The organism is Paraburkholderia sp. J69-1 (assembly GCF_905220255.1).
GTDB lineage: Bacteria > Pseudomonadota > Gammaproteobacteria > Burkholderiales > Burkholderiaceae > Paraburkholderia.
This window is the reverse complement of sequence record NZ_CAJMZG010000021.1, coordinates 124,554-137,735: the sequence shown is the minus strand read 5'-3', so window position 1 is coordinate 137,735 and position 13,182 is coordinate 124,554. Positions and strand designations below refer to the sequence as shown.

The window sequence follows — 13,182 nt, the reverse complement described above, 5'->3', positions numbered from 1 at the left end:
TTTTCGCGGCCCGTTGCCACGGTGCGAAGGCCGCGCACGCTCATTCCCAACATTCACAAGGAGACACTGATGATCATCGATTGCCACGGCCACGTCAGCCCGCCAGCCGAGTTGTGGGTCTACAAAGCACACATTCTTTCGCACCGCGGGGAACACGGCCGCCGCATGCCGGAAGTCAGCGATGAGGAAATCCTGCACTACGCGAACCGCAAGGAGATGGGCCCGGCGGGACATATCGACATGCTCGACCGCGTTGGCACCACCGTGCAATTGCTCTCGCCGCGCCCGTTCCAGATGATGCACAGCCAGAAGCCCGGCAAGCTCGTGCACTGGTTCACGGAAGAAACCAACAACATCATTGCGCGCACCGTGAAGCTGCTGCCCAAACGCTTTATCGGCATAGGCGGTTTGCCGCAGGTCGCAGGCGAGCCGATCGAAGACGTCCTGCCGGAACTGACGCGCTGTGTAAAAGAACTCGGTTTTCGTGGCGTGCTGCTGAACCCCGATCCCTATGAGAACAGCGGCAGCGAAGCACCGCCGCTGGGCGACCGCTATTGGTATCCGCTTTACGAAAAGCTCTGCGAACTGGATGTGCCCGCCCACATTCATGCAACGGGATCGCATTCGGCGCGCTCGCCGTACACAGTGCATTTCATCAACGAAGAAACCATCGCCGTATTCGGTCTGGTGAATTCCGACGTCTTCAAGGATTTCCCCAAGCTGAAGATTCTCGTGTCGCACGGCGGCGGCTCTATTCCCTATCAGATCGGCCGCTTTCAGTCGGGTGCAATGCGAGCGGGACGCGACTTTCTCGCCGGCATGCGAAATCTTTATTACGACACTGTTTTGTATTCCGAAGAATCATTGCGCCTGCTGATCAGGACGGTAGGCGCCGACCGCTGCCTGTTCGGCGCGGAATGCCCAGGCGTCGGTTCAGTGGTGAATCCGGCCACGGGTAAGACGTTCGACGATATCAAGCCCTTTATTCAAGGCTTCGATTGGCTTTCGCCCGAAGACAAGGACGCGATTTTCTTCGGCAATGCCCGCGATCTGTTCAACCTCGACCTCTCGGCGTATCGCTGAGCCGTCGTTCACCGGAGCTTATCGATGGCGAAGATCGTTCTGGGCATGGGCACGTCGCACGGCCCCATGCTCGTCACACCGCCCCACACATGGGATTCGCGCGTGCCCGACGACCGGCGCAGCACGCATCATTTCGAAGGCCGCCAGTGGCGTTTCGACGAACTCGTCGAGCATCGGCGCACAGAGAATCTGCACGCACAGATTACGCCGGAGGTCTGGCGCGCACGACATGCCGCGTGTCAGGCCGCAATCGGGCGCATGTCGCAGATTCTCGACGACGCGCGCCCGGATGTGGTGGTGATCGTCGGCAACGATCAGATGGAGATCTTCGACGATACCTGCGTGCCGTCGTTCAGCGTCATGTGGGGCGAAACCATCGTCAACAACATGATCAGCGAGCAGAAGATCGCTGCGTTGCCGCAAGGCGTTGCGCACGCCATGCCCGGTTATATGCCGCAGACCGCCAGCTATAGCGGCGTGCCGGCGCTTGCGCGCCACATCATTGAAACGGCCATCGCTGAACGCTTTGACGTGGCAGCGCTCAAGCGGCTTTCCGAAACCGAAACGCCACACGCGTTTGGTTTCGTGTTTCGCCAGTTGATGAAAGACCGCGTCGTGCCCACCGTGCCGGTGCTGGTGAACACCTTTTATCCGCCGAATCAGCCGACCATCGGTCGCTGCTACGAATTCGGGCGCGCGCTCGGACGCGCCATCGCATCGTGGGACAGCGACCTGCGCGTCGCCTTGATCGCCTCCGGCGGACTCACGCATTTCGTGATCGATGAACGCGTGGATCACGCGATTCTCGCCGCCATGAAAGCGCACGATCCTGCGTCCGTCGAAGCGCTGGGCGAAGCGATTTTCCAGGCCGGCACGTCGGAGATCAAGAACTGGATTCCGGTGGCGGGAGCGATGGACGAACTCGGCTTCGACATGGAACTGATCGACTACATCCCCTGCTACCGCACCGAAGCGGGCACCGGCAACGCCATGGGCTTTGCATGCTGGCGCCCGCAACAACCTTGCTGATCGAGGAAACCGGTTTATGACACAGACAAACGAATACGTGCGGCGCTTGCGCAGGCTCGACTCCTGCGCCGTTTCCGATGCACTCGACAAACTCGAGCTGGGCGGCGTGGTCAGCGGCGTGCAACAAGCCGCGGGCAATGGGCGGCTGGCAGGCCGCGTCATCACGGTCAAGCTGGGCACCGGCGCGCCCGCGCCCGGCGAGCCGCGCCACCTCGGCACGACAGCCATCGAACTCGGGGGCCCGGACGACGTGATCGTCGTCGAGCAGCGTACTGGCATCGAAGCGGGCAGTTGGGGCGGCCTGTTGTCGCTCGGCGCGAAGGTCCAGGGCATCGCGGGCGTAATCGCGGATGGTCCCGTGCGCGACATCGACGAAGCCCGCGAGATGCAGTTCGCGGTTTTCGCCAACACCTTTACGGCGCGCACCGCACGCGGGCGCATCGTCGAGAAGGCGACCAACGTGCCGATCGAGGTCTTCGGCGTGACGCTGCATGCGGGCGATTACGTCGTGGCCGACCGCAGCGCCGTGATTTTTATCCGCGCGACTGACATCGAACGCGTGCTGGACAGCGCCGAAGCCATCGTTTCGCGCGAAGCCCGCATGGCCAAAGCCGTGCTTGCGCACACGCCCATCAGCCAGGTGATGGGCGGCAACTACGAATTCATGCTCAAGGACTGAACCATGGAAACGCTCAAGCAGGACAACAACGTTGCGCGCGCCGCGCGGCTCGACACCGCGACGCTCAGCGATGCGATGGACCGCCTCGGCGTCAACGGGCAGTGCCGTCTGATCAAACCACGCGACAGCGCATTCAGGATGACGGGGCGCGCATTCACGGTGCTATACGGCCCGGCGGCCACGCCGCCTGGCACCGTGGGCGACTTCATCGACGATGTGCCGCCCGGCGCCGTGGTCGTGCTCGATAACGGCGGACGCGCCGACGCCACGGTCTGGGGCGACATCATGACCGAGATTGCGCATCGTCGTGGCGTCGCCGGCACGGTGATCGACGGTATCAATCGCGATGTACATCTGTGCCTGTCGCTCGGCTATCCGGTGTATTCGCGCGATCACTGGATGCGCACCGGCAAGGACCGCGTGCAGGTGGAAGGCGTGAACGTGCCCGTCAATATCGGCGACGTGCGTGTGGCGCCGGGCGACCTGCTGTGCGGCGACGCCGATGGCCTCGTGGCCATCGCTCAGGAACACGAGGAACGCATTCTCGCCGTCGCCGAGGAAATCGACGCGGCCGAAAATGCGATCCGCGCGGCCGTGGCATCCGGGATGCGTCTCGATGAAGCGCGCCGCCAGCACAAATATCACCAGTTGCAAACGCGCAAGCACGGGGAGGCAGCATGAGCCCAGACAATCAGCGCCTCGACCCGGCCGGGACGACCCAGCTCGATATCGATCGCGTCAGCGCCTCGCTCGTCGAATCCGCCCGCGCGCTGCCCAGCGCCACGCTTCACGAAGCCGCAGGCAAGCGCGGCGCCCTGCCCGCAGCGATCAAACCGGTTGCGCCGGGATTCAAGGTCTGCGGCGCGGCGGTCACGGTTCACGCACCGGGCGGCGACAACCTCTGGCTGCACCGCGCCATCTACACCGCGCAACCGGGCGACGTGCTGGTCGTTTCGGTCGGCGATGCCTACGAGTACGGCTATTGGGGCGAAGTGATGTCCACCGCGAGCCAGGTGCGCAAGCTCGGCGGGCTGGTGATCGACGGCTGTGTACGCGACCGCGTGCTGCTCGAACAGATCGGCTTTCCCGTTTTCGCGCGAGGTCTGGCGATCCAGGGCACGGGCAAGGACTTCGGCGCACGCGGCTGGATCAACGCGCCGACGCGCGTGGGCAACACCACCGTGCATGCCGGCGATCTGATCGTGGGCGATGAGGACGGCGTGGTGTGCGTCGCGCGCCAGCAGGCCGCGCTGGCGATCGACGCGGGCCACGCACGCGAGGCCGCGGAAGCCGATCAGTTGCGCCGACTGAAAGCGGGCGAAACGACGCTCGGCATCTTTGGCTGGCAATGACATCCCACCGCAACGAGGCCTCAGCAGGCGCACTGCGCCGGCTGAGGCCGGAGCCGACCATGACCATCGACATCACAGAATTCAAGGCCGCCATGCGCTGTCTGACGGGACATGTCTGCCTTGTCACCACCTGCTCGGCCGATGGCCAGCGCAGCGGTCTGACCGCGACCGCTGTTTGTTCGGTCAGCGCGGAGCCGCCGACCTTGCTGGTCTGCGTGAACCGCAGCAGCGCGTCGTCCAGCGCGATTCGTGACGCGGGGCATTTCGCGGTCAACGTGCTTGGCAAGGCCGGCATGGCGCTCGCCAATCGATTCGCCAGCCCACTCGCACCCGACGAAAAATTCGCTGAAGGCCGCTGGATCACGCTCGACACGGGCGCGCCGGTGCTCGACCACGCCCTCGCCAGCTTCGACTGCCGCGTGGAGCGAGCGATCGAAGCCGGCACGCATCTGGTGCTATTCGGCGCGATTCACGCCGTTCAGATCACGCCGACAGATGACACGCCTCTGCTTTATGCGCGTGGCGCCTATGGCTCGTTCGCATCTGCGCAAACCGTGCCGGTGGCCGATCTGCTCTGGATTTCCAGTTGGGACCCGGAGGAAGTCCGCCAAAGCTGATTGTTCGACACGAAGCCATTGACGCACCGATACATCGACACACGTTTTCCCGTCACACAACATCGCGATAGACGAAGTCAAAGACAAAGTGAGGAGACACCATGTTTCGGCAAGACAGCAGGAGGCACTATCGGCTTTCACACACCATGCTCGTGGCCGGCGCGCTTGTCGGCTACGCAGGCGCCGCGCATGCGCAGGCGATGTACACCATCGGCGGGTTTCTGGACGAGAGCGTGACCGCGTACCGGGATTCAAACGGTGCGCGGCTCGTCCAGATGCAGGATTCGGCGATCTTTCCCACCAAGATCTTTTTTCGCGGTGCCGATGATCTCGGCGGCGGCCTCAGTGCCAACTTCAGCCTCGATTCGATGATCGGCCTGAGCAACGGCAGTCTTTCACCGCAATCGCACGGCGCGCTGTTCGAAAATTCCGCGTGGGTCGGCTTGCGTCAGAGCAGCCTGGGCAGTATCCGCATGGGGCAACAAAACGACTTCAGCTTCGACTATTTTCTGATTGGCGGCATCGATCCCGCGACCGGCATCGCGGGCGGCATGTTGAACTTTCGCACCGGGAGCTTTGGCGCAGATCTGCTGGGCGTCAAGGGTCCGGGACAGATCGGCGCGGCGATCACAGGCGGCCCCTATGCACCGATCATCACCAATGGCGTGCCGACCGGACTCGGCGCCATCAATTGGGACCGCGTGGGCGGCACGCGCATGTCCAATGCCGTCAAGGTCGTCTCGGACGAATACGCAGGGTTCTCGATCGGTGCAATGTACAGCTTCGGTGGCGTGGCGGGCGACTTTTCGAACGCATCCGGCAAGAGCGCCGTATTGAGCTACCGCGCGCACGAGACGCATGCCGCTGTCGTGTATACCGAGCAGAACTACAGCGCAATAGACGGCGGTCACGGCGGTATTGCCAATCTGCTCGCCGGTGTGCGCACCCGCATCTCGGACTTCAAGCTGAGCGCGATGTACAGCCAGGCGCGCAACACCTACACCGGCGCGCGGATCTACGCGCTGGCAACAGGTGTTGGCTATGACTTCACCTTTGACTGGTATCTGGGCGCGGCCTACACCTACTCCAACGGCAACAGCCAGCTGAAGAACGTGACGGTCAATCAGGCTGCGTTGCAGTTGACCCATGCGCTGTCGAAGCTGACCTCGATCTACCTGACCGGTGTGTTCCAGCGCACCAATGGCGCTTACGCAGCCGAAATCGGCAACACTGTGGCGTCGGGCAATATCCAGTCGGTGGTGGCGCTCGGGATGCTGGTGAGGTTCTGATAATGAGCGAGGCGCGGTAACGCGCCTCATTCACATTAAACGCCGCGTGCCTGCAACACCGCCATGAGGCCCGTCAGCACGATATTGCGGCCTTTGTCATACGCGTCCAGCAGCAGTTGCCGGTTCTGCGTGGCCAGCGCCTTGATCAGTTGCTCTTCGATTCTCGCATCGAGGTGCGCGCCCTGCGCCGTGATATCGGTCGCCAGCGAGCGGTAGCGATCGGTCAGGCGCATGAGCCTGAGCACCTCCCGCTTGAGCACCTTGTTTTCCGACAAATCGAAGATGGCGTCATGAAACGCGCGATGGCGCTCGATCCAGGCATCCCGAGCACCGGCCGCGAGCAACTGGTTCAACTCCTCCACCATGGACTCAAGCAGCTTGAGATGCGCCTGCGTGGGCCACACGACTGTAGCCAGCAGTTCTGCCTCCAGCAGATGGCGCATACGGTAAAGCTGGCGCGCCTCGTCGCTGGAAAGCTGGGCGACGAAGAAGCCGCGATTCGCGTCGTGCTCGATGATGCCCTCCGCCGCCAGCAGCTTGAGTGCCTCGCGCACGGGTACGCGGCTGATGCCGAAACGATCCGCGAGATCCGATTGGCGCAGCTGGAGACCCGGCGCCAACGTGCCGCGATTGATCAATTTGCGGGTTTCCGCCGCGATCTGGGACGGGAGGTCGATCCCGTTGAGCTCTGCACTTGCCACGATGCCCGCCAATCCTGAATTTTATACAATCTAGAATTATATCTGGATTGCCGGGCAGTGAAATGACTTTGCGCACCGCCGCGGCGTGCTGGTCAGACGCGGGTCAAAAACGCATCTGCATACCAACGCCCAGTGCAGAGACGTTCTCATCGCGCATGGTCGGCGCCGGCAAGCCGCCTGGCGGATAGATCGACTGAACCGCAACGCCGCCATTCAGCAGTTTCTTGTAGAAGGCATACAGGGTCGTCGATTTTGATAAGTAGTACGTATAGCTTAGCGCGAACGAACGCAAGCTCCAGTTGCCAGGCGTCGCTTCGTTCTCGTCGCTCAGGCCACCGTACGCGACACCCAGAGCGCCAACACTCCCCGTTGGCACGTTAAAACCGACCTGCCAGGCCTTATCGGTGTAACCCGGATTGTTGCGGCGCCATTGATAGGTGCCGTAGAGCGTGACCCACTTGAACGCGTACTTCACCCCGAGCGCCTGCTCCAGCGTGTTGCTATCTGCACCCGGCGCGACCGTAAGGCTGCGGCCGAGCCCGTAGCTGGCGACCAGTGAACCGTTCGTATACCAGAGCGTGCCGATTTCGTATTTCGTATTGGTCGCAGCGCCCTGCCTGGAACCGAACGAATAACCGAGGGTGCCGCTAATGCCATGCCACGAGGGCGAAGCGTACTGAACGGCATTGTCTTCGCGGGCGGGATCGAGCAGCGGGTTGAAAATCCATGGCCGTGGCTCCTCCCCGGTAATCGAGCCGAGCACGGACCCAGCCGCCATCAGGATCGGATCGAATGTGACGCCCCACGTATATCCTTCGGTCTGGAGACGCCCGGCGATCAGCGAACCCCACGGACTATCGACACCCACATACGACTGGCGCCCAAACAGACGCCCGCCCTCGCCCGATGTTCCATTGTTGATGTTGAAGCCGCTTTCGAGCACGGCAATCGCCGACAAGCCACCACCGAGATCCTCCTTCACACGCAGCCCCCAACGCGAGCCTCCTGCGCCGCCCGAATTCAGGCTGCTTGCGCTCGTCGTCGAGTTCTTGAAGTAGCCGTAAAAGACATCGGCGACACCGTAAAGTGTCACGCTCGACTGCGCCTGCGCCGCCGCGCAGGGAAGTAACGCCCCGATCAGGCATCCCATCACTTTTTTGTGCACTTTCGTCTCCTGTCTCCAGACTTTTGTCGAACACTGGACGCCGCGCAAAGCTTGAACAGGATTCACGCCAGGGGCACCAGAGCCTATCTCTTTTAAAGTATTCTTTTTTGAATACTATTATCGTAGTCACTATGGATAGGCGGGTCAACGAACAATCACGTTCGTAGTGGTTTACGACCAGTTATGGATAGTGTGAAGAATGGGAGCGCGCTCGCCGCGCAGTTTTGATCGGCTGGGGAAACAACGCAGGGATACCGTTATGGAGTAACGCTCCCTGTTCGCCCGGTTACGACCGGCGGAGAACTGGTCAAACCGGAGACTGCTGTCGGCCACGAAGCGACGCTGGCCCGATCGGTCCGAGCGGCCGAGACTCGGCCATGAACGGGCCTTCGAAATAGCGCCGCGTTTCGCCGGTCCGTCCGATCGCAGAACCGTAGCCTCATCTCCGCCCATTATCCAAGTGGCCCACCTTCGGGCTTATGAGTCCGATAGCGGCATCACCTGCCTCGTATCGCCGCCGTACGTTGACTTGTGAGCGGTCGCGAGATTGAATGCCTTACTCATGTGCTGGATCTGATGGGCAATTCAGAGCCGAAGTGTTCAATTGCGAATTCGACGAAACTCCTGAGTTTCGGCGTCACACGACGATCTGGCGCATAGAGGAGGTGTAGCGGCCTCGATCGCACCGGGAAGTCTGGCAATACCTCAACCAGTTTGCCCACATTGAGCGCCTCCCGCACTAGCTCCTCTGGTTGCAGCAGCAAGCCCATCCCGTCGATCGCCGCGCGTAGCAGCGGCTCGCCGTGATCTACCGACAGTCGCGAGCGAACAGGCACCTGCAAAGGGCCATCGGGCGTTTCAAAAGTCCAATGATCGGACGTATCTACGCGACTATAGATCAGGCAATCATGCTCCCGGATATCTTGCGGTGAGCGAATCGGTGCCGTCGAGCCCAGATACTTCGGCGCGGCGCACAACAGGAATCGGTAGGGGCGGAGCCGGCGCGCCACGAGCCGGTTTTCGGCGATCTCGCCGACCCGAAACACGACGTCGTAGCCTTCCTCCACGAGGTCAATCGTGCGGTTATTCAGCGAGAGCTCGACGCGGACGTCTGGGTAGCGGCGGAGGTAGTCGGACAAGCGGGGGGCCAGACTGTGCGTACCAAAGCTGACGGGCGCATTGATCCTCAGCAAGCCGGAGGGCACGCTACGCGTGACCGCAGCCATGTCCTCGGCACTAGCCACTTCGGCCAGGATGAGCTTCGCTCTCTCGTAGAACTCTTGTCCGAACTCAGTCAGGCTCTGGGTGCGCGTGGTTCGCGTAAGTAGCCGCACGCCGAGACGGCGCTCGATCGCCTGGACGTGCCGCCCAACCAATTGCGACGACATTCGCATTGCTTCCCCTGCCGCCGTAAAGGAACCAAGATCCACGGCTTTTACGAACACGGCCAGTCCCGTTAAACGATCCATTCGAACCATTCCGTTTCAAATGCATAACAAAAACGGATATTAATCCATTTACTGCTGGAATCCATACTACCGGCAATACTCCGCCCCACCACAAGTCCTTCCCATGCCCCACCAAACTGGCAGTTCGCCCTCCAATTTCGTGCCGGTCGGCACCGACCCACACCAATGGCCCTCAACCACCGAATCTGGTGCTGCGCTACCGCCGGCTGCAAGGCATGCCGCTTTGGAGATGCTTAAGTCCGGGTCCGGTGGTTTCAGTGTTGGCATGGGACAACGCGACCTTGCCGCGCCACTGTTCCATTTCGGAAAGATTGGAGCCGAGACGCGTTACCCAATCGCGTCCGCATCGAAATTTCTGACCGCGGCCACGATCATGAGCCTCGTGGACGACGGAGCACTCACGCTTGACCAGCCCATCTCCGAGTGGCTGCCTGCTCTGCCGGAGCATGCGGGCGGGCTAACGCTGAGGCAATTGCTGTCGCAGACGTCGGGCCTCGCTGGCGTCCACGGTGAGCTATACGATCTCGAACAGGACCATCGCATCTCGCTCAACGACTCCGCCATGGAGGTCGCCGCGCGCCCGCTCCTTACCGAGCCAGGTACCGTATTCGCCTATGGCGGGCCCGGATTCCAGGTAGCTGGAGCAGTCGTGGAGGCAGTGACCAAACAAAGCTGGGCCGAGGTCTTCCGCACCAGGATTGCCGTGCCAATCGGTATGAAAAACACCGTCTGGACACACCTGCGGCTCGGCACGACGGCAACGCCGCCCGTCGCTCAAACGCTCAATCCTGTTTTGCAAGGTGGCGCCGTCGCAACGGCCGGCGACTACCTAAGGTTCCTGAGCATGATCGCTCAGGACGGCCGCTTCGACGGCACCCGCGTTCTGTCATCGGCGGCGGTTGACGCCTTACTCAAGAATCAAACGGCCACGGCGCGGATGACACCGACCGGCGCAAATGTACTTGTCGATGCGCGCTATGCGCTGGGCAACTGGTGCGAATCCTGGGACAGCAGCGATGCGGGCTTGCTCAATTCGAGCATCGGCATATTCGGCGTCTACCCGTGGATTGAACGGCCAACCGGTCGCTTCGGCATCGTATTCCCGTGCGTGCGCGAAAACGCATTCCGCTTCTGGCCGCAGATCGAGACGATCCGCGACGTGCTACTTGGTAGGTCACATAGTCGCGATGCCTAACCGAATAGTTCGTTTTCTCGATCCATCCCGCCCAACCTCAGCCTCGACATTCAGTATGCGACACTCGCTTTTCAGCCCCGTCAAACTCGGCGCCATTACCGTTCCCAACCGCGTGTTTATGGCGCCCATGACGCGCCTGCGTGCGACGGAACTGGGGGATCTGCCAACGCAGCTGATGGCCGAGTACTACGGACAGCGGGCCAGCGCTGGACTAGTCATCACGGAAGCAACCGACATTTCCGCGCAAGCGCGCGGATACGCAGGCTCGCCAGGAATTCATACGGAAGCACAAGTAATCGCGTGGAGGGCAGTTACGGACGCGATCCATGCGAGAGGTGGAAATTGCAGCGCGCAACTATGGCACACGGGCCGCAACTCGCACGTGTCGCTCCAACCCGACCATGCAGCACCGGTGGCACCCTCCGCGATCGCTTCGGGTGCACGAACCTCGCTACGCGATTCGCAGGGAATGCCAGTGCGTGTAGGCACTTCGATACCGCGTGCACTCGAAATCACCGAACTGCCGCGCATCGCTGAGGATTTCGCCCTCGCCGCCCGCAACGCACGTCGAGCTGGTTTCGACCTCGTAGAGATCCACGGAGCCCATGGCTATCTGCTGCACCAGTTTCTTTCGCCAGTATCGAACAGGCGAACCGATTCATACGGGGGCACCATCGAACAACGCGCCCGCTTTCCGCTCGAAGTGGTTGATGCTGTCATCGCAGCCTGTGGCTCAGATCGAACTGGCATCCGCCTGTTTCCCTCCGGCGCGTTTCGTGGAATCCTCAGCAACCTCGATGACGGGCAGCCTGTCGATACGACAGAAGACTCGCTCTATGTGATCGAACAGCTCGCACAACGCAACCTCGCCTACCTACATCTATCGGAGCCCGACTGGACGGGAGGGACGCCGATGACAGAATCCTTTCGCGCGGCAATTCGCCAGCGTTACCCAGCGCCAATCATCGCGGCCGGTGCCTATACGGCGGCAAAGGCTGAGGCGATGTTGGACAAAGGGTATATCGATGCGGTGGCATTCGGTCGTGACTTTCTCGCGAACCCGGATCTGGTGCATCGGCTCGCGAACAGACTTCCGCTGAATTCTCCGCGCAAGGAGTTTTTCTATGGCGGCGGAGCCGAAGGCCTGACCGACTATCCGTCTTATGGCGATGAGGGGAATGGCGCCAGTTGAAACCAGGTAGCAGCCTTGATGCCTGCGCAGTCCCCGCCTGAGGGCCCGCGAGGACTTGTCCGCGCGGTAATTCCTGGTCGCGACTGGGGACGGTCGCGTAGCAAGCTTGTCCGCCCTCCGACAGCTGGCGCGTGCAGGTTGCACGGAGTATTTAGGCTTCGTTGATCGCGGCCGGAAGACTTGCACGTGAAATCACGCGCGCTTAGTTTTATTCTAAACCTGAAGTTGGCAGATACGACATCGCATGCGGGACAAGTTTGGCCTCGTCGTCCGCTGTACACCAACTTTCGGTCATTGATCCGAGTCCAATCGTAGGGCCGCTTCGGGTCGAATCGCGACGGTCGTCCACGACTGTTCGCGGACGTGACGATGCAATACGAATGAGCCCGTGTGCGGCCAATAATAGCCGGCAACAATCCGAAGCCAGATCGTCTAGTATCAGAGCGATCGGATCGGTTCACCTTGTGGTGGAGACGCCGAGAAATTTGAAGCATCCTTGCTGGAATGGACCGTATGCCGCAACACGTCGATCCACGCATCACTCCCTGGCGCGCAACTGTGGCGTATGTCGCCGCATTCATTGCTGGAAGCCTGACAATTGCAACCGTTACTTTTGTGACCTGGTTGATTGAGAATGGCTTCAACCCCTCACGCGATCGGCATCTCTTTGTTGCGACATTCATCTTCCCTTTCTTGGTCGCTGGCGTCGTCTCCCTCGCGGTGCTGGCACCGCTCTTATCGCCGATCTATGCTTTTTCTATCATTGCCATTCAGAAATGGCTTGATCCGGTGCTGGCTGGCCGTCATCGGTCTTGGCACTGTCTTCGCCATACTGGGGTGGATGGCGGTTTCCACATACCACTGCGTCATTTCGACTTGCTCCCCCTATCACTGACGTCGATCAGCCACATTCCGCTTGCGCCCATGATCGAAATAGTTGCGATCGGCGCCGCAAGTGGCATGACATGCCGAAACATCCTGCTGCGTTGATATAGCAACCAACTTTTTCATTGTCGACCGTACTCAACTGTCCATGGGTATTGCAAGGCGGATCCTTGAAGGAGTGCTCTCGATTGTCGGCATGATGCAGGCACGCCAACGTCATGGACATATTCAGCGGCTGGCGTCACCGACCAGAGCGTATGTCCCCCAGCATAGGAGAAATCGATTCTCAAAGTGGGGCTTGGGTTGGCGGCGGTAGCCAGTTGATCAGTGATGGCGGCCCGCTAGAAGCATGGCAACGGCCATCACCATGATGACCTGCACCAGTGTAGTCGTCTGGTGATACGCAGCAATTCCTACACGCAGAATTGGGGATCATCTGCAGTCGTTGGACGAAACACACGCACACACACCACCGCATCACGCATTAGATAGCGCGCCTGGCTCTACAAGTGTTGCAATCTGGCCG

Annotated in this window: 13 protein-coding genes; 10 read left to right on the top strand and 3 right to left on the bottom strand. The window is 61.0% G+C overall.

Going from position 1 to position 13,182, the window contains the following annotated elements:
* The first annotated feature begins 69 nt into the window (after positions 1 to 69).
* The 7 genes from U5A67_RS31070 (at position 70) to U5A67_RS31040 (ending at position 6,049) form a co-directional block, all read left to right on the top strand.
* On the top strand, positions 70 to 1,083 hold the full coding sequence (locus tag U5A67_RS31070) for an amidohydrolase family protein (protein WP_321817351.1): 1,014 nt from the start codon (positions 70 to 72) through the stop codon (positions 1,081 to 1,083).
* A gap of 24 nt (positions 1,084 to 1,107) precedes the next feature.
* The gene (locus U5A67_RS31065) at positions 1,108 to 2,112 is read left to right on the top strand and encodes a protocatechuate 3,4-dioxygenase (protein WP_321817350.1); all 1,005 of its coding nucleotides are present in this window, start codon (positions 1,108 to 1,110) and stop codon (positions 2,110 to 2,112) included.
* A 16-nt stretch (positions 2,113 to 2,128) separates the two neighbouring features.
* Complete coding sequence (locus tag U5A67_RS31060) at positions 2,129 to 2,791, top strand: RraA family protein (RefSeq protein ID WP_321817349.1); 663 nt, start codon at positions 2,129 to 2,131, stop codon at positions 2,789 to 2,791.
* 3 nt (positions 2,792 to 2,794) lie between these two features.
* A complete protein-coding gene (locus U5A67_RS31055; RefSeq protein ID WP_321817348.1) occupies positions 2,795 to 3,472 on the top strand; it encodes an RraA family protein in 678 nt (225 codons plus the stop codon).
* The gene (locus U5A67_RS31050; protein ID WP_321817347.1) at positions 3,469 to 4,143 is read left to right on the top strand and encodes a 4-carboxy-4-hydroxy-2-oxoadipate aldolase/oxaloacetate decarboxylase; all 675 of its coding nucleotides are present in this window, start codon (positions 3,469 to 3,471) and stop codon (positions 4,141 to 4,143) included. The genes U5A67_RS31055 and U5A67_RS31050 overlap by 4 nt, the downstream gene beginning before the upstream one ends.
* A gap of 59 nt (positions 4,144 to 4,202) precedes the next feature.
* Positions 4,203 to 4,760, top strand: a complete 558-nt coding sequence (locus tag U5A67_RS31045) for a flavin reductase family protein (protein WP_321817346.1) — start codon at positions 4,203 to 4,205, stop codon at positions 4,758 to 4,760.
* 101 nt (positions 4,761 to 4,861) lie between these two features.
* Positions 4,862 to 6,049 carry a porin gene (locus U5A67_RS31040; RefSeq protein ID WP_321817345.1) on the top strand — a complete coding sequence of 396 codons (1,188 nt, stop codon included), beginning with the start codon at positions 4,862 to 4,864 and terminating at the stop codon, positions 6,047 to 6,049.
* A 35-nt stretch (positions 6,050 to 6,084) separates the two neighbouring features.
* Here the strand turns inward: U5A67_RS31040 and U5A67_RS31035 are convergent, their stop codons facing one another.
* The 3 genes from U5A67_RS31035 to U5A67_RS31025 all read right to left on the bottom strand — a co-directional run bounded on the left by U5A67_RS31035 (position 6,085) and on the right by U5A67_RS31025 (position 9,384).
* Positions 6,085 to 6,753: a GntR family transcriptional regulator gene (locus tag U5A67_RS31035; RefSeq protein ID WP_321817390.1), complete on the bottom strand. Its 669-nt coding sequence runs from the start codon at positions 6,751 to 6,753 to the stop codon at positions 6,085 to 6,087.
* A 100-nt stretch (positions 6,754 to 6,853) separates the two neighbouring features.
* Positions 6,854 to 7,915, bottom strand: coding sequence for a porin (locus tag U5A67_RS31030; RefSeq protein WP_321817344.1), 1,062 nt, complete (start codon positions 7,913 to 7,915; stop codon positions 6,854 to 6,856).
* Between the two features lie 560 nt (positions 7,916 to 8,475).
* The gene (locus tag U5A67_RS31025; protein ID WP_321817343.1) at positions 8,476 to 9,384 is read right to left on the bottom strand and encodes a LysR family transcriptional regulator; all 909 of its coding nucleotides are present in this window, start codon (positions 9,382 to 9,384) and stop codon (positions 8,476 to 8,478) included.
* 103 nt (positions 9,385 to 9,487) lie between these two features.
* On the opposite strand from U5A67_RS31025, the gene U5A67_RS31020 reads away from it, so the two are divergent.
* The 3 genes from U5A67_RS31020 (at position 9,488) to U5A67_RS31010 (ending at position 12,761) form a co-directional block, all read left to right on the top strand.
* Positions 9,488 to 10,579 (top strand): serine hydrolase domain-containing protein, encoded by a 1,092-nt coding sequence (locus U5A67_RS31020; RefSeq protein ID WP_321817342.1) that lies wholly within the window; start codon positions 9,488 to 9,490, stop codon positions 10,577 to 10,579.
* Between the two features lie 55 nt (positions 10,580 to 10,634).
* Complete coding sequence (gene nemA / locus U5A67_RS31015; protein ID WP_321817341.1) at positions 10,635 to 11,771, top strand: N-ethylmaleimide reductase; 1,137 nt, start codon at positions 10,635 to 10,637, stop codon at positions 11,769 to 11,771.
* Between the two features lie 513 nt (positions 11,772 to 12,284).
* Complete coding sequence (locus tag U5A67_RS31010) at positions 12,285 to 12,761, top strand: hypothetical protein (protein ID WP_321817340.1); 477 nt, start codon at positions 12,285 to 12,287, stop codon at positions 12,759 to 12,761.
* The last annotated feature ends 421 nt before the right edge of the window (positions 12,762 to 13,182 follow it).